The 15,540-nt window shown below is 43.7% G+C and carries 24 protein-coding genes; 20 read left to right on the top strand and 4 right to left on the bottom strand.

Annotation, left to right across the window (positions count from 1 at the left end; all coding sequences use genetic code 11):
• Window positions 1–63: 63 nt before the first annotated feature.
• The 4 genes from ADH49_RS04500 to ADH49_RS04485 form a co-directional block, all read right to left on the bottom strand.
• Complete coding sequence (locus ADH49_RS04500) at window positions 64–1,194, bottom strand: site-specific integrase (RefSeq protein ID WP_048690181.1); 1,131 nt, start codon at window positions 1,192–1,194, stop codon at window positions 64–66.
• A gap of 114 nt (window positions 1,195–1,308) precedes the next feature.
• Window positions 1,309–1,830: a hypothetical protein gene (locus tag ADH49_RS04495; protein ID WP_048690179.1), complete on the bottom strand. Its 522-nt coding sequence runs from the start codon at window positions 1,828–1,830 to the stop codon at window positions 1,309–1,311.
• A 16-nt stretch (window positions 1,831–1,846) separates the two neighbouring features.
• Window positions 1,847–2,218 carry an ImmA/IrrE family metallo-endopeptidase gene (locus ADH49_RS04490; RefSeq protein WP_048690177.1) on the bottom strand — a complete coding sequence of 124 codons (372 nt, stop codon included), beginning with the start codon at window positions 2,216–2,218 and terminating at the stop codon, window positions 1,847–1,849.
• Window positions 2,215–2,607 (bottom strand): helix-turn-helix domain-containing protein, encoded by a 393-nt coding sequence (locus ADH49_RS04485; RefSeq protein WP_048690174.1) that lies wholly within the window; start codon window positions 2,605–2,607, stop codon window positions 2,215–2,217. The genes ADH49_RS04490 and ADH49_RS04485 overlap by 4 nt, the downstream gene beginning before the upstream one ends.
• Window positions 2,608–2,773: 166 nt before the next feature.
• Between ADH49_RS04485 and ADH49_RS04480 the strand changes: the two genes are divergently transcribed.
• From ADH49_RS04480 to ADH49_RS04395, 20 genes are all read left to right on the top strand, one after another.
• A complete protein-coding gene (locus ADH49_RS04480; protein ID WP_048690172.1) occupies window positions 2,774–2,998 on the top strand; it encodes a DUF739 family protein in 225 nt (74 codons plus the stop codon).
• A gap of 89 nt (window positions 2,999–3,087) precedes the next feature.
• On the top strand, window positions 3,088–3,381 hold the full coding sequence (locus ADH49_RS04475; RefSeq protein ID WP_239681817.1) for a hypothetical protein: 294 nt from the start codon (window positions 3,088–3,090) through the stop codon (window positions 3,379–3,381).
• The gene (locus ADH49_RS04470) at window positions 3,375–3,635 is read left to right on the top strand and encodes a hypothetical protein (protein ID WP_048690169.1); all 261 of its coding nucleotides are present in this window, start codon (window positions 3,375–3,377) and stop codon (window positions 3,633–3,635) included. Before ADH49_RS04475 ends, ADH49_RS04470 begins: the two co-directional genes overlap by 7 nt.
• Complete coding sequence (locus tag ADH49_RS10210) at window positions 3,625–3,780, top strand: hypothetical protein (protein ID WP_160312889.1); 156 nt, start codon at window positions 3,625–3,627, stop codon at window positions 3,778–3,780. Before ADH49_RS04470 ends, ADH49_RS10210 begins: the two co-directional genes overlap by 11 nt.
• The gene (locus ADH49_RS04465) at window positions 3,764–5,044 is read left to right on the top strand and encodes an AAA family ATPase (protein ID WP_048690167.1); all 1,281 of its coding nucleotides are present in this window, start codon (window positions 3,764–3,766) and stop codon (window positions 5,042–5,044) included. The genes ADH49_RS10210 and ADH49_RS04465 overlap by 17 nt, the downstream gene beginning before the upstream one ends.
• 21 nt (window positions 5,045–5,065) lie before the next feature.
• On the top strand, window positions 5,066–5,416 hold the full coding sequence (locus ADH49_RS04460) for a hypothetical protein (protein ID WP_048690165.1): 351 nt from the start codon (window positions 5,066–5,068) through the stop codon (window positions 5,414–5,416).
• A 3-nt stretch (window positions 5,417–5,419) separates the two neighbouring features.
• The gene (locus ADH49_RS04455; RefSeq protein ID WP_048690163.1) at window positions 5,420–6,547 is read left to right on the top strand and encodes an ATP-binding protein; all 1,128 of its coding nucleotides are present in this window, start codon (window positions 5,420–5,422) and stop codon (window positions 6,545–6,547) included.
• A 19-nt stretch (window positions 6,548–6,566) separates the two neighbouring features.
• Window positions 6,567–7,091, top strand: coding sequence for a hypothetical protein (locus ADH49_RS04450; protein ID WP_048690162.1), 525 nt, complete (start codon window positions 6,567–6,569; stop codon window positions 7,089–7,091).
• A 10-nt stretch (window positions 7,092–7,101) separates the two neighbouring features.
• Window positions 7,102–8,685 (top strand): DEAD/DEAH box helicase, encoded by a 1,584-nt coding sequence (locus ADH49_RS04445; protein WP_048690160.1) that lies wholly within the window; start codon window positions 7,102–7,104, stop codon window positions 8,683–8,685.
• An 11-nt stretch (window positions 8,686–8,696) separates the two neighbouring features.
• The gene (locus ADH49_RS04440) at window positions 8,697–9,713 is read left to right on the top strand and encodes a DNA cytosine methyltransferase (protein ID WP_048690158.1); all 1,017 of its coding nucleotides are present in this window, start codon (window positions 8,697–8,699) and stop codon (window positions 9,711–9,713) included.
• 14 nt (window positions 9,714–9,727) lie between these two features.
• Window positions 9,728–11,992, top strand: a complete 2,265-nt coding sequence (locus ADH49_RS04435; protein ID WP_048690157.1) for an AAA family ATPase — start codon at window positions 9,728–9,730, stop codon at window positions 11,990–11,992.
• A gap of 295 nt (window positions 11,993–12,287) precedes the next feature.
• Window positions 12,288–12,548 (top strand): hypothetical protein, encoded by a 261-nt coding sequence (locus ADH49_RS04430; protein WP_048690155.1) that lies wholly within the window; start codon window positions 12,288–12,290, stop codon window positions 12,546–12,548.
• 148 nt (window positions 12,549–12,696) lie between these two features.
• Complete coding sequence (locus ADH49_RS04425; protein WP_048690153.1) at window positions 12,697–13,116, top strand: RusA family crossover junction endodeoxyribonuclease; 420 nt, start codon at window positions 12,697–12,699, stop codon at window positions 13,114–13,116.
• Window positions 13,094–13,315 (top strand): hypothetical protein, encoded by a 222-nt coding sequence (locus tag ADH49_RS04420; RefSeq protein ID WP_048690151.1) that lies wholly within the window; start codon window positions 13,094–13,096, stop codon window positions 13,313–13,315. The genes ADH49_RS04425 and ADH49_RS04420 overlap by 23 nt, the downstream gene beginning before the upstream one ends.
• 1 nt (window position 13,316) lies before the next feature.
• Entirely contained in the window at window positions 13,317–13,523 is a 207-nt protein-coding gene (locus ADH49_RS04415; RefSeq protein WP_048690148.1) for a hypothetical protein, read from the top strand.
• A gap of 46 nt (window positions 13,524–13,569) precedes the next feature.
• Window positions 13,570–13,878: a hypothetical protein gene (locus ADH49_RS04410; protein WP_048690146.1), complete on the top strand. Its 309-nt coding sequence runs from the start codon at window positions 13,570–13,572 to the stop codon at window positions 13,876–13,878.
• Window positions 13,871–14,383, top strand: a complete 513-nt coding sequence (locus ADH49_RS04405; protein ID WP_048690144.1) for a DUF1642 domain-containing protein — start codon at window positions 13,871–13,873, stop codon at window positions 14,381–14,383. The genes ADH49_RS04410 and ADH49_RS04405 overlap by 8 nt, the downstream gene beginning before the upstream one ends.
• Window positions 14,380–14,517: a hypothetical protein gene (locus ADH49_RS10205; protein WP_160312888.1), complete on the top strand. Its 138-nt coding sequence runs from the start codon at window positions 14,380–14,382 to the stop codon at window positions 14,515–14,517. The genes ADH49_RS04405 and ADH49_RS10205 overlap by 4 nt, the downstream gene beginning before the upstream one ends.
• A 17-nt stretch (window positions 14,518–14,534) precedes the next feature.
• Window positions 14,535–15,311: a DUF1642 domain-containing protein gene (locus ADH49_RS09565; RefSeq protein ID WP_053091442.1), complete on the top strand. Its 777-nt coding sequence runs from the start codon at window positions 14,535–14,537 to the stop codon at window positions 15,309–15,311.
• Window positions 15,308–15,505, top strand: a complete 198-nt coding sequence (locus ADH49_RS04395) for a DUF1653 domain-containing protein (RefSeq protein WP_048690142.1) — start codon at window positions 15,308–15,310, stop codon at window positions 15,503–15,505. The genes ADH49_RS09565 and ADH49_RS04395 overlap by 4 nt, the downstream gene beginning before the upstream one ends.
• Window positions 15,506–15,540: the final 35 nt, after the last annotated feature.

The raw sequence follows: 15,540 nt of genomic DNA, 5'->3' as shown, positions 1-15,540 counted from the left end.
TCATGGTATAATAACCCCTCTCTTAGAGCCACAAGGGGTTAGAGGTGTTGAATACGTTTTTGACTACGACATGAAGGCGATAAATTTATCGACAGCATTTGAGCGTTGATTGTCGTTGATATGAGTGTATAGATCAAGAGTGGTCCTAATGTTGTTATGCCCTAATCTATCAGATATTTCTTTTGGTTGTATGCCAGATTCAAATAGTAGGCTAGCGTGAGTGTGTCTCAATCCGTGAGGTGAGATTGGTTTTAAGTTATTGCGTTTAATTAAACGTCTCAAGATTTTTCCAATTTCGGTTGGTACGTATACCGTTCCGGTTGAGTTAGTGAAAATAAAATTATCATCGTGTAAGTATGGCTTGCCTAGCTTAAAAAATTCTTTCTTCTGTTCTAGCTGCCAATCCTTTAGAAATTTGAGTGTGTATTGATCTACCGAGATAGTTCGTTTGCTAGCCTTAGTCTTAGGAGATTGCAAGACTTGTTCTCCATCGATGGTGACAAGCGTGTGATTTACCGAAATCATCTTATCTTTGAAATTGATATCAGACCACCTCAACGCTAGAGCCTCGCCAATTCGTAAGCCAGTATATGCTATTGTATGCGTGAGAGTATAAAACACTTGAGAGCTGTCTTTCTTTGCAACTGTAAGGAATTTATTTAGTTCTTCTTTCGTATAATAATTTTCTTTTTTTTGTATTTCTTTCGACTTTGGTTTGATAACCTTATCCAAGGGGTTGTTATTTATGATATCGAGCAATACGGCATATCTCATGATACGGTTCAGTATTGACGTGTAACTAGCATACATCACATATTTTTTACTCAATTTTAAGAATAGATCTTGACAGAATACCACAGTTATATCATTGATTTGAATATCCTCAAAATAATTCTCTATCATGGTATCTAGTTTAGATTTTAAATTCTTAGCAGTAGTGGGCTTGACCGTATTTTGATAACTCTCAAACCACAACGAAGCAATTTCTTTGAAAGTTGTTTTAGTTTTACCGGATGGTAAGCCATTCTCTTCCACGTCAAGCAATAAATTTCTTTCGGCTTGTTTGGCTTCCTTTATCGTTTTGAAACCCCGGCGCGTGGTTCGCCGTTCTTTGCCCGTCAAGGGATCGATCCCGAGATAGGTCTGAAATAAGTAACGAGTTTCCCCGTTTTTAGTCGTATATTTTTTAATCATGTTTTTCCTCCGTTGGCTTGCCCGCACAATTGAAAGAACGAAATGATTATGATATACTTAACTTATAATTTTTTAATCATGTTTCTCCTTCGGGCTTGCCCGAGGGTTCTTTTTTTACTCAAAAAACAGTTTGATATTTTCTGCTTGGGCGTTGGTGATCTTGGCTTTAATTGTCTTGACTTCGTTTGTTTCGATATTTCGCAAGTATAGCTTAGCGAGCCCCGGTTTTTCTTCCGTAGTAGTGACAGAAGTTGAATCAATTTTGCCTTTGCGTTTTCCAGACGCCCCGATCACACTACCTACAATTGTACCAACTGGGTTAATTGCTGAACCAATTGCAGCCCCTAAAAGCGCACTCCCTTTTTTCCCTTTCTGTTTGGTCGTCCCGGTCGTTTTTGTACGCTCTATTATGGCAGAGCCTTCAAACTGGAAATTCTCGAATTCAAATAGTTCTGGGGTTTCTGAATAGAAACCAGTATAATATAAACCATTAATGGTTTTTCGGATCGTAGTTGTCCCGAATGAAATCTTTGTCTCTTGAGCAGCCTTTTTTCTCATTTCATTCATTGATGAAAGTCCATCTGCTGTTTTTTCAGTTGCTTTTTTTGCGAAATCCTTGATTTTGTTAAAGTCCATAATTTTTCTCCTTTTTTTATCCAATTAATGAAAAATATTCATCAACGACCATGATCTCGTCCGTGGTCGTTTTTAAGTTGTGTCGATCCATGAAACGAATATAGTTAAATTCGTGGCCTTCGTCCAGCTCCTCGCGAATAAGAGCCCGAATCATGGCCCTATTCGCTTCGTTCTCGCACTTGATTGGGTTTATGGTGTATTGTGCCTTGGAATGGTTCAAGTGGGCGATCTCGTGCAAAATAACGCGTTTCTTGGCTTCCTCGGACAAGGCCTTATTCACGAAGACGATCTTCAATTCATCTATTATCATTCCCGGACGTTGCCACAGCTCATTATCAAAATAAGCGAGCGTGACGCCGGCTTCGTGGCAAATGTCTTCTAATTTCATAATCTCCCTTTTAAATATATTTCTATAATATTTTGTATTGCTTGGATATCATCTTCATTGAGTGGCTTTCCGTCAAACGTCTTCGCGTTTTCGGCCATTTTTCGAAGATCCGTTTCCGAGTATTCGTTTTCGGCGTTCGATTCACGGCCTCGAGGCACGTCATAGCCCATCAACCAAGCCTCGGACACGTTAAAAGTCAAGGCTAAAAGAGCAAGCCTTTTTTGATCGGGTGCTTGTACGCCGTTGACGTATTGTGATAATGCACTTTTTCCGAGTTTTACGCCTAATTTTTCTTGATGTTGTTTCGAATGGTTGATAATATCGACTTGTTTCCAACCTTTTTCGGCCATTAACTGTTGCAACCGATCAGCCGTTTCAAATTTTCTCATGATGTTCATCTCCTTTTTTCTACTATATTATAACACAGGAAAAGAAAATAAAAAATAAAAAAGTTCAAAAAAAATGAAAAAAGTTGTTGACAAAGTTCATGAAGCATGATAAACTTAAACCATATCAAGTTCATGTAACGTGAACAAAAAAGAAAGGAGGGATAATATGAGCAATGATTATTCAAAACTCTTGGGTAAGATCACCGAGAAATTCGGAACGCAAGCAGAATTCGCCAACGCCTTGGGAATATCAGAAAGAAGCGTATCGCTAAAGCTGAATAATAAGGTCTCTTGGAAGGATAGCGAGATTGCGAAAGCGGTCGAGGTGCTCGAGATTGATCCAAAGAATATCCCGGCTTATTTTTTTAAGTACAAAGTTCATCAATCATGAACAAAAGAACGCCGGATGAAAAATCCGACGCTTGCTTAAAATATCTATCTTAATTATATCAGAAAGTGCTTGCCCGCACAATTGGAGGAATGAAAGAAATGGAGGAAGCAAAATTGCCTCCCTTGATCTCGGACGAGATCGCGAAAGTCTATCTAAAACAGATGGTCGAGATCGTGAAGGAAGAGCTCAAGGAAGAAATAGAATCGGAAAGATTACCACTAGATCAAAAAGCCTTAATGAAGAAATTCGGCTTCGATCATGGCTATATCAAAAAGCTAGAACGTCGAGGACTTGCATTCCGAAAACAAGGAAAGAAGAAAATGTACGACGTCCGGGACGTGTACGAGATTTTAGAAATGGAAAAGGAGTATATCAAATGTTAGAGCCAAGTCTCACAAGTCAATTATTAGGAGCGGGAACGATCGCGATCAGCTTCTTCGTGGCCGGCTTCATCACTTGCTTGATTGATGTCAAACGACAAGAAAAGAAGAAACGGCAGCAAGCGAAGATTCAAGAGATCCTCGACTTACAAGAGGAATACACCCGCGAAGTAAAAGCGAGCGTCTGGGAAGACCTGGCAAGTGCCCGCAAACAATCTATTTCAGACAATGATTGGAGCGCGAGTCATGTTTGGTAAGAAAACAAAACGGATCAGAGAGCTAGAAAATGAAGTCGAACGCTTACGAGCTATCGAACGAAAGTATATCCAACTTTTGAACGCTTCCCTGGATCGTGAATATCAACTTTTGGAAAGGAACAATAAACATGGTAACAATCAATAAGCTCGAGATCGAGAACGTGAAACGCGTTAAAGCGGTTAAAATCGAGCCGTCAGCGAAAGGGCTGACCATCGTCGGGGGAAATAACAACCAAGGGAAAACAAGCGTATTAGACGCGATAGCGTGGGCCTTGGGTGGTAACAAATACAAACCCTCACAGGCACAGCGCGAGGGATCGACGATTCCCCCAAGCCTAAAAATCACGCTATCGAATGGCCTTATCGTCGAACGTAAAGGAAAGAATAGCGACTTGAAAGTTATCGATCCAAGCGGGAATAAGGCCGGTCAGAAATTGCTTGATAGCTTCGTAGAAGAACTCGCCCTGGATCTTCCGAAGTTTATGGAAATGAACGATAAGGAAAAAGCGTCAACACTTCTTCAAATTATCGGCGTGGGCGATCAGCTCGTCAAGCTCGAAATGGAAGAGAAAACCAAGTACCAAGAGCGCCACGCAATCGGCGTCATCGCGGATCAGAAAGAAAAGTTTGCCAAAGAGCAACCGTATTATCCAGACGCACCGAAAGAACTCGTCTCAATCGCGGACTTGATCCAGCAACAACAAGAGATCCTCGGACGAAATGGTGAGAATGCTCGCAAGCGTCAGAATCTAGCGAGAATCGAAAACGACTATCAAGGGGCACTTGCAAACGTTGAGCGTTTAGAAGATATGCTCAAGGAAGCCCGAGAAAAAGAGCAAGGACTCGCGCAAGACTTGGATATTGCTCGCAAAGACGCGCAAGACTTGATCGACGAATCGACGCAAGAGATCGAAGACAGTATCGCAAATATTGAGCAGATCAACCTCAAAGTCCGGGCGAATCTTGATAAAGACAAGGCCGAAGAAGACGCGAAGGTTTACCGCGAGCAATACCGCGAGTTAGATCTTGTGATTGAAGGTATTCGCAAGCAAAAAACAGACTTGCTGACAAGCGCGGACTTACCATTGCCGGGCTTGTCCGTGGATGATGGAGAGCTCTTATACCTCGGTCAACGTTGGGACAATATGTCCGGATCTCAACAATTACAAGTGGCGACGGCTATCGTTCGCAAGCTCAAGCCGGATTGTGGCTTCGTCCTAATTGACAAGCTCGAGCAGATGGACCAGATCACACTCGCAGAATTTGGCGCGTGGCTAGAACAAGAGGGCTTGCAAGCTATCGCGACACGCGTTTCAACGGGTGGAGAATGTTCGGTTCTCATCGAGGACGGGTACAGTATTAAACCCGAAACAATCGCACAGCCTCAAGGATGGCAAGGCGGATTCTAATAAAAGAAAGAAGGAAATATCATGAAAAAAACAGAAAAATTTATCGTTATCCGAAGCAAAGAAAACGGGCACTATTTGTCAGAATATAAAAGCAACGATGGAGCTTTTGCATATACCGCCACTTGGTCGGAAGGGCTGAATAACGCTGCAACTAATACCATGAGATCATTCGAAAAACAAAGCGAAAAAATGCAAAAACTTGCTGAAGCGTTCGACGGTGAACTGATCGTCGTAAATGCAACGTATGAACTCGAAACGATTGACGGGAAAGAACCGAAAGATCTTATAGAAGAGATCGAAGAAGCAAAACGTAAAAATTTAGAAAATATGCTTCGCGGGCTCTTAGAAAGTCGCTTCGACGAGGAGGAATAGAAAATGCAAATCACAAGAGGAAAGAAAGCACGGGCTCAAAAAGTCGTCATCTATGGCCCGGAAGGAATCGGAAAGTCGAGCTTCGCGAGTCAATTCCCGGATCCGGTATTCATCGACACCGAGGGATCAACGGACAATATGGACGTGGCCCGGTTAGACAAGCCTACAAGTTGGGCAATGCTCAAGAACGAGATCGCGTTTATCAAGGCGAACTCGGACGCTTGCAAGACGCTAGTCATCGACACGATCGACTGGGCGGAACAACTCGCGGTCGATTATGTTTGCGCACAGCACCAAAAGAACGGGATTGAAGATTTCGGGTGGGGCAAGGGCTATACATACGTCCAAGAAGAGATCGGGCGCTTGCTGAATAGCTTGGGTGAGCTAGTGGACAACGGGATCAACGTCATTTTGACAGCCCACGCACAAATCAAGAAATTTGAACAGCCGGACGAGATGGGATCTTATGACCGATACGAGTTAAAACTCGGGCAAAAGACCAGCTCAAAGACGGCCCCACTAGTCAAGGAATGGGCCGATATGGTTCTTTTCGCTAATTATAAGACAATCGTCATGACCACGGACAACGGCAAGAAAAAAGCCCAAGGGGGCGAGCGTGTCATGTACACGAACCATCGCCCAGCGTGGGACGCGAAGAACCGTCACGGATTGCCCGATCAATTGCCATTCACTTATGACAGTATCGCGCATATCTTCAACGCACCAGTAAGCACACCGCAACCAGAACCACAAGCAGAAGCGACGACACAACCAACTCCCCAAGTGCAACAAGAAGAGCAACCGAAGAACGATATCAAGGAACAATTGACCGAGATCGGTCGTGAGGTGGCTCAAGAAATGGGACGCGCACCGCAACCAGAAGCACAACCGCAAATAAGCGGAACGCTTCCGAAAGCCTTGATCGATTTAATGACACCAAACAACGTCACAGAAAGCGAATTGCAAGACGTGGCCTATATCCGCGGACACTTCCCGATGGGGACTCCGATCGAGAACTTCCCGCCGAATTATTGGGATATGATCGTCGCGAATTGGGACGCCACACTTGATGTTATTCAAAACCAAGTCCGGAAAGATCCGGAATTACCATTTGAAACTAATAACTTATAAGAATAAAGGAGAAATTATCATGACACAACAACAATTTAATAACAACTTCGAACGTGAGTTCGGTTGGGACGACACAATCCAAAAAGATTCTGAATTTGTCCTATTACCAGAAGGTCTCTACTGGTTCACCGTCAAAAGCTATGATCGCGGACGTCACACGCCGAACCCTCAAAACCCCGGCAAGTTGCCAGCTTGCCCGAAAGCTACGGTCTATCTTCAAGTCGTGGCAAACGAAGGCGAAACAGAACTCCGTCATAACTTATTCTTGCACAGCTCAACCGAAGGTATGCTATCCGCGTTCTTTGGAGCAATTGGACAAAAACGTAAAGGCGAACCGCTTCGCATGGATTGGAACTCAATCGTCGGAAAATCCGGAGTATGTAAGGTTGGAATTCGTGAGTACAACGGCAACAAGTACAACGAAGCAAAGAGCATGATCTATGCCGAAGACGTTGATTATACAAAAGTATTGAACGCACAACCGGGACAAGCTCAAGGCTATCAAGCACAACCGCAACAAGGATTCAACCCGGGTCAATTTTAAGGGGGTATAGATGAAATTACGGCCTTATCAACAAGAGGCGCGGGAAGCCGTCCAGAAGGAATGGCGAGAGGGACGAAAACGAACTCTTCTCGTCCTTCCAACTGGAACGGGGAAGACGGTCGTCTTTTCGAAAATCATTGAAGATCAAGTCCGGGAAGGAAAACGCGTCCTCGTACTTGCTCACCGCTCCGAATTACTAGACCAAGCAAGCGATAAGTTAAAGACCGCGACGGGACTCGGTACGGCGCTAGAAAAAGCAGAGAATACCTCGATTGGTTCATGGTATCGAGTCGTTGTCGGTTCGGTTCAGACAATGCAGCGAGAAAAACGCTTGAGCCAATTCCCGCCTGACTGGTTCGATACGATTGTTGTCGATGAAGCACACCACGCTATATCAGACGGATATCAGAAAGTTTTAAACCATTTTAAAGACTCGGAAGTTTTGGGAGTGACGGCTACACCGGACCGGGGGGATATGAAGAACCTCGGCTCATACTTCGACAGTCTAGCTTATGAATACTCACTAGTACAAGCAATTAAAGACGGGTATCTATCCAAGATTAAAGCCTTAACAATTCCGATTGACCTTGACTTGTCGAATGTTTCAATGTCTGCTGGGGATTTTAAAGCTAGCGACGTCGGAACGGCACTTGATCCATATCTGGTACAAATTGCGGACGAAATGGCCGAATATTGCAAGGATCGGAAAACAGTCGTCTTTCTTCCGCTTGTGAAGACTAGCCAAAAATTCCGCGATATTTTAAACGAGCGAGGATTTAAAGCAGCAGAGGTCAACGGCGAATCCAAGGATCGAGCCGAAGTGCTCGAGGATTTTGAAAAGGGACGTTACAACGTTCTATGTAATTCAATGTTACTGACAGAGGGTTGGGATTGCCCGTCGGTTGATTGCGTAGTGGTGCTCCGGCCGACGAAAGTCCGGGCGCTCTATTCGCAGATGGTGGGACGTGGAACGCGTCTCTATCCCGGGAAAGACGAGCTTCTTCTACTAGATTTCTTGTGGCACACGGAACGGCACGAGCTATGCCGCCCCGCTCACTTGATATGTGAGAGTCCGGAAGTTGCGAAAAAAATGGTCGAAAATATGGAAGAAGAAACGGGCGTCGTGCTCGATCTCGAGGATATGGAAGCAAAAAGCGCAGAGGACGTCGTGGCAGAACGCGAAGAAGCTCTAGCGAAACAGCTCGCAGAAATGCGGAAACGTAAGAGAAAGCTCGTCGATCCGCTTCAATTCGAAATGTCTATCCATGCGGAAGATCTTTCGAACTATATCCCGAACTTTGGATGGGAAATGGCTCCGCCTTCTGAAAACCAACTCAAGGCGCTCGAGAAGTACGGTATTTTCACCGACGAAGTGGGCAATGCCGGGAAAGCGAATCTCTTACTTGATCGCTTGAACAAGCGCCGAAACGAAGGACTTTCGACACCGAAGCAGATCCGATTCCTTGAGAGTCGAGGCTTCCGAAATGTCGGAACGTGGAGTTTTGAGAACGCAAGAAATATGATTGATCGAATCGCAGCAAACGGATGGAGAATTCCGTCCGGGATCAGAGCGAGCGAATACTTACCAAATTAAGGAAGGGCAAAATGAAATTTTTAGATTTATTCGCGGGGATTGGTGGCTTCCGTTTAGGAATGGAATCCGCCGGCCATGAATGTATCGGTTTTTGTGAAATAGATAAATTCGCAAGGGCCAGTTATAAAGCGATTCATAACACAGAAGGAGAAATTGAATTACATGATATTACAAGAGTCACAGACGATGAAGTCCGAGCTATTGGAGAAGTTGACGTCATTTGCGGAGGCTTTCCATGCCAAGCCTTCTCTATTGCCGGAGCAAGAAGAGGATTTGAAGATACTAGAGGAACTCTCTTCTTTGAAATCGCACGGTTTGCAAGTATTCTTAAACCCAAGTATCTTTTTCTTGAAAACGTCAAAGGACTCCTCAACCACGACAAAGGAAATACCTTTAAAACAATCATCGGAGCGCTTGATGGATTGGGGTATGATGTCGAATGGCAAGTGCTTAACAGCAAAAATTTCGGAGTCCCTCAAAACCGGGAGCGAGTGTTCATTATCGGATATTTTAGAGGACAGCGTGCCAGAAACGTTTTTCCTTTCGGAGGAAAAGTTGAAAACGCTGATCCTGGACTAAAAAATGAAATCAAAAAATACGGGACAATCCAACCGAACTTCAACCAGAGCGGGGTTGTCTATGACACAGATGGCATAGCACCAACAATTCGAGCTTATCAAGGCGGAAACCTTGAACCTAAAATCCGAGTGAAAGAAGCAACTAAACAAGGATATGCTGAAGCAGAAGTCGGAGATAGTATCAATCTATCACACCCAAACTCTAGAACTCGGAGGGGAAGAGTTGGTAAGCAAATTGCAAATACTTTATTGACGGGTGAGAGTCAAGGGGTGGTAGAGCCAGACTTTCGTGTTCGAAAGCTAACACCTCGAGAGTGTTGGAGATTGCAAGGCTTCCCGGACTGGGCATTTGATAAGGCGCAAGAGGTCAACTCTAACAGTCAACTATATAAACAAGCTGGGAATAGCGTTACCGTGAATGTGATTGCTGCAATTGCTGAAAGATTGTAAAAGGAGGGGACAAAATGACTGAAAAAGACTTTGATCTATTGCCATTACTCGATCATATCAACCCCGCCATTTTGTCCTACCAAGAATGGATCAATGTCGGGATGGCCTTAAAACATGAAGGGTATACCGCTTCAGATTGGGACAACTGGTCGCAGAATGACACAAGATACCGAAAATTCGAATGTTTCAAGAAGTGGGACACCTTCAACGAACAAGCGGGCTCGATTGTGACGGGTGGGACGATCGTCCAACTTGCGAAAGATCACGGATGGGTGAATCCGTACTCAAGCGATAACGAAGGCGCTCACGAGCTCGATTGGAATGATACGATCGACCGGGACTATCGCGTCATTGATAAGAACTGGATTGAGGGTAAAGAGATCCATGAGCCGGCTATTTGGAATCCGACGCAAGAGATCATCCGATACCTCGAGGCCTTGTTTGAATCGTCCGAGAATGTCGGATATGTCACGGAAAGCTATCCAAAAGTAAACGACGATACGGGCGAGATCGAGAAATGGCTTCCGACAAAGGGAGCATATGACCGGACCGCGGGGCAACTGATTGAGCAACTTAGCAAGTGTAACGGCGATATCGGGGCCGTCCTCGGAGACTATCACAAGGAAGCGGGCGCGTGGATTCGCTTCAATCCGCTCGATGGTAAGGGCGCGAAGAACGAAAACGTAACTGATTATCGGTACGCGTTGGTTGAATCGGATAGCATGAGCGTAGAAAAGCAGAACGCAATCTATAAAGAGCTTGAATTGCCGATCATGGCCCTTGTATATAGTGGAAACAAGTCCTTACACGCTATCGTGAAAGTTGACGCGGGCAATTACGACGAATACAGAAAGCGCGTTGACTATTTATATAAGATATGCCAAAAGAACGGGATCTCGGTCGATACACAAAACCGCAACCCGTCGCGCTTGTCCCGTATGCCGGGATTCGAGCGAAACGGTCAGAAGCAATTTCTTGTCGATACGAATATCGGAAAAAGAAATTGGGAAGAATGGTATCAGTATATCGAGGACTTGAATGACGACTTACCAGATCCGGAAGGGTTAGGCGATAGCTGGGACAATCTTCCAGAGCTTGCGCCCGAGCTGATCGAAGGCGTGCTACGACAAGGACACAAAATGCTGATCGCTGGGCCGTCCAAGGCCGGGAAGTCGTTCAGTTTGATTGAAATGTCCATCGCAATCGCAGAAGGCAAAAAATGGCTTGGATGGAACTGTACACAAGGCAAGGTCCTATATGTCAATCTTGAGTTAGACCGTGCGTCATGTCTCCATAGATTCCGCGATGTGTACGAAGCTATGGGATTGCAGCCTAACAACTTACAAAATATCGATATTTGGAACTTGCGCGGAAAGACTGTACCGATGGACAAGCTCGCTCCGAAATTGATCCGTCGATCGCTCAAAAAGAACTATATAGCCGTCATTATTGACCCGATCTATAAAGTTCTTACGGGTGACGAAAACAGCGCAGATCAGATGGCGCACTTTACGAATCAGTTTGACAAAGTGGCGACAGAGCTCGGGTGCTCGGTTATCTATTGCCATCACCACTCGAAGGGCTCACAAGGTAACAAGAAGTCAATGGATCGGGCTAGTGGATCAGGCGTATTCGCTCGAGATCCGGACGCGTTGATCGACTTGGTGGAATTGGAAGTCACGGAGGAATTGATCGCGCAACGTATCAATCATACGGCATGCCATATCTACAAAGAGGCCTTGCAAAAGTGCAACCTTGGATATTACCAAGAGGAAGTCACGCTCGACGATCTCCAAAGTGCTGCAATCATGCGGACACACTTTGAAAGAGCCATTCCGAATATCCTAGATCGGAAGCCATGGACGGACAAGATCGAACAAGCCCGTCATGCGATCGAAATTTCGACAGCGTGGCGCGTGGAAGGAACGCTCCGAGAGTTTGCCAAATTCAAGCCTATCAATATGTGGTTCAGTTATCCCGTGCATTTCTTGGATGATTCGGGCGTCCTTGCTGATATTCAACTCGGGGACGAAAAGCCGATGTGGCAAAAAGGCCAAGAGGGCAGAAAGTCAAAAGAGCAGAATCAGAAAGAGCGAAACGAAAAACTCGAGACTGCTTATTATGCACTTTTCGATGGATCATCACCAGTCACCACGAAAGAATTGATGGACTATTTAGGACTAAAATCCACGAAGTCAGTCGAGAATTATATCCGAGAACATGACGGATTCGATATCAAAAAAGGCATTGTTTTTCCTATAAAAGAAAAGGAAAAATAGGAAAAATACTAGAAGAATTCTAAAGAAAAATACAGTATTTTTCTTTTCCAGTTTTGGAAAAAGTCCAGTATTTTTCTTTTCTTTCCAAAATTGGAAAAATAGGAAAAAGTCTAGTATTTTTCCGGAAAAAAACAGCAATACCCTTAGTCAGGGTAAAAGGGAGCTTTTCCAAAGTGGAGTCAAAGAGAAAAGGAAAAGGGGCTCAAGCTCCGCCCCTTTATCCTTTATCTCATCTTTGACAAAAGCGCGAATGGAAAATCTAAAATAAAAATGATAAAAAGAAAAGGTATAAAAAATGAGAAAAAAGGTCAGATCAAAAAGATTGGAATTCGGAAAACGTATGCCGCCACTTTATCACACAATACCCGGTCAAGATTTTTGGTATTCAGAATCGGAAGTTTTGAAATGGATCGCAGATCAACCGCTTCTTTTAGATTGGCTAAGAGAGCAATTAAAATCAGCGGGGTATATTACCTATGACGCGACAACCGGAAAATGGACCGGGGTCGATTATGAAGAAAGAATGAGGATGAAAAATGAAAGTAAAATTCTTTAAGTCGAACGTGGAATATTTCTTCGCCATAGAAAAAGAGGTCAATCTCTTTCTCGAGTATTTGGAAAAAGCGGGGAAGGTATGGATCATTACCGAGGTACAGACCATCGGGGAGAATGTATTGATCTTTCTGTTTTATGAGGACGAGTAAATGATCGAATTCTTTTTACCGATGGAAAAAATTCCAACGACGACACACCAACAGAAAAAAGTAAACGTCAGAAACGGCAAGCCGATTTTTTACGAGCCCAAGGAGCTGAAAAACGCTCGAGCGAAATTTGAAAGTTTGCTCGCGCGTCACGTCCCGCCAGACAAATTAAAAGGGCCAATCCGGCTCACAGTCAAATGGTGCTTCCCTATGATAAAGGGAGTACGAACTGGGCAGTACAAGACAACCAAACCAGACACAGACAACCTCCAAAAATTATTCAAGGATTGCATGACGAAGCTCGAATTTTGGACAGACGACGCAGAAGTCGCAAGCGAGATCGCTGAAAAATTTTGGAGTGAGGTCGTGGGAATCTATGTCAGAGTCGAGGAGTGGAACGATGAATTATATACATTTCTTTAGCGTGGAGATCCCGGAATGGATGGCCCAAAGCAACCAAGTGGCACAGACGGTCGGCTTTAATACTGATCGGTATTGGCTATGGGTGACGGGATCAATCGCGGAGATCTGCAAAAAGTACAATGACAATGAGCTAGTCGTGAAGCAATTTGGGCTCTTGTTTGAATGGTTAGAGGCCCAAGCGGAAGGAGCGAAAGCATGAAGTGCAGGGAACAGCTACAACAGGAAATCAAACAAGCGGAATCACAGTTGAAACTTCTGGAGAAATCGGAAAAATCCAAAATGAGGCAACGCAACAACTTGAACAAGGAAATTCTGAAGATTCTACTGAAGAAACAGGAAACAGAGAAAATGCTGAAGGAGAAAAAGGAACTTCTACGGGATTTACAAAGTCTGGCAGTGGTATTTAAATAATTGAAATCAAATAAAATCGAATCAATTATAGGAGGTTAAGGGATGAAATATAAAGTCATTGAATATAATTCAGACGTGCGAAAAGAACGGACAGGCACTTGTGATTTATGTTTTGACACAGCCTTGGTAGAGAATGGCTCTATCACGGTTGAAGATGAAAATGGTAAGACTACCAATATCGAGCTCACTTGGTGGAGTTGGGGTGATTATTTCACGATTTACATTGACAACGTAGTTGATTTCTCTGCTTGGTTACAAGAGAGAGATGTAAAACCGATTGATGAAGTTAATGATTGGTCTTGGCTGGATCGATTGGTAACAGAATACGACGAGGAGCAAGAAGATGAATAAACAAGAGTTGATAGAAAAAATTAACGCTATACCTTGGAACGAAGGTTTAGGCGTGGACACGCTCAAGATCAATCGGGCCGGATTGATACAACTAATTGAGCAATTCGATGAACCAAAAGAAAAAGTCGCGCTTCCCCGGCCGGTGGCGAACTGGATCTCTTGCGTGAGAGGACGAAACATGACTTTGCATTTTGCGTTAGAAAATGCACCCGAAGAAGTGAATTTGTGGTTTTGTGAAGATGAAAAAAATCGGCAAAATATTTTTGCTGACGCTTGGGTCAACGGATATCATATCGAGAGAGCGAAGCGGTATATTGTAAAAGTAAAAGGAGTAGAAGAAGGTTACGATCACCTAAATTATCGCATAAGCGCAGATAAATGGTTTTTTAGCGGTGAAAGTGAACCGTTAGATTTTCGCACAAAACACACTCGCAAACAACTTGAAATAGGGGGCTTTGGTGAAGTGTTTAATAACCCTTTGTTTGAAGTTGAGGAGGTAGAATGATGGAAGAAAAGATTACTATGGCTACGTACAAGGAGTTAAGCCGGTTGATTAAGATTGAAATTGCAGTTGAAAATCTAATCGAGGACGGAATCCTTGACGAAGATGTATATAACCAGTATTTGAACGAAGCATAAATTTAGGAGGTAGAAGGATGAATGGATTGATAGAGATAGGCGATAAAGTTGTATTATACGGTTTTTTCGACGGTTTTGCTCACAAGACCGACGGGACGACAAATGGGCTCGTGACTTTGAAAACAGGAGAAAGGGTTGAAATACCGCTCGAGGACATTATGAAAAAAGATCAGATTATCACGAAAAAGGATATCATTTCACGAATGAAGCAATTATTCCCGCTTAGTCGTAACGAGTGGATCAATGAAATTTTGCATGAGTTTGGCGATGAGTTTGGCTTGTGGAAATACAATGCGGGGTATGAACAAGGCAAGCTAGAGGGCGAATGGGTCGGTCAGCAGTTGAAAGACGCTGACAAAATTCGTCAAGAGTTGAATAAACCAATAGTGCCGCAATTTGTGGCGGATTGGATTGAGTACTGTAAGGGTGAAGGACTAACATTATTGGGTTCATTAGACCCTATAGATAAGTTTGGTAATAGTCTAGCCAATAGCTTCAAGGATGATGTAAAAGTATGTATTTCTTGGGCTAGCAGAAATTCTGATGTATTTGCCCGTGCTTGGCTTGACGGCTACGAGGTCGAGAAAGAGAAGCGGTATCTGGTGAAGGTGAAAGGGATAGGTGTAGATAGTGACTATCTCAATTATGATTCAATTGATGATGAATGGTATCTTGCTAGTGATATAAATAGTTGTAATGTGCGAACACACCACACCCGCAAAGAACTTGAAGACGCCGGTTTTGGCTGGGTGTTTGATTGCGAAGGGATTGAGATTGAGGAGGTGGAAGGATGAAAAAACCTATGGTTGGATCATATTGGGTTCATAAGAAAACTCTTAAAGAATATAAAGTAATAGCTGTAGGTCTATGGGAAGAAACGCTAGAAGAGTGCGTGGTCTATGTGTCTTTGGATAAAGAGCAGAAATGCTGGATTAGACCATTAGAGATCTTCATGGATGGAAGATTTTATGACCGACCATATAGTTAAATTAAGGAGGTAACGGAATGATAATATCAGATGAA

Source organism: Streptococcus sp. 400_SSPC (assembly GCF_001072745.1).
Taxonomy (GTDB): Bacteria; Bacillota; Bacilli; order Lactobacillales; family Streptococcaceae; genus Streptococcus; species Streptococcus xiaochunlingii.
Note: the sequence above shows the minus strand (reverse complement) of the source record. Positions and strands in the feature narration are given on the sequence as shown.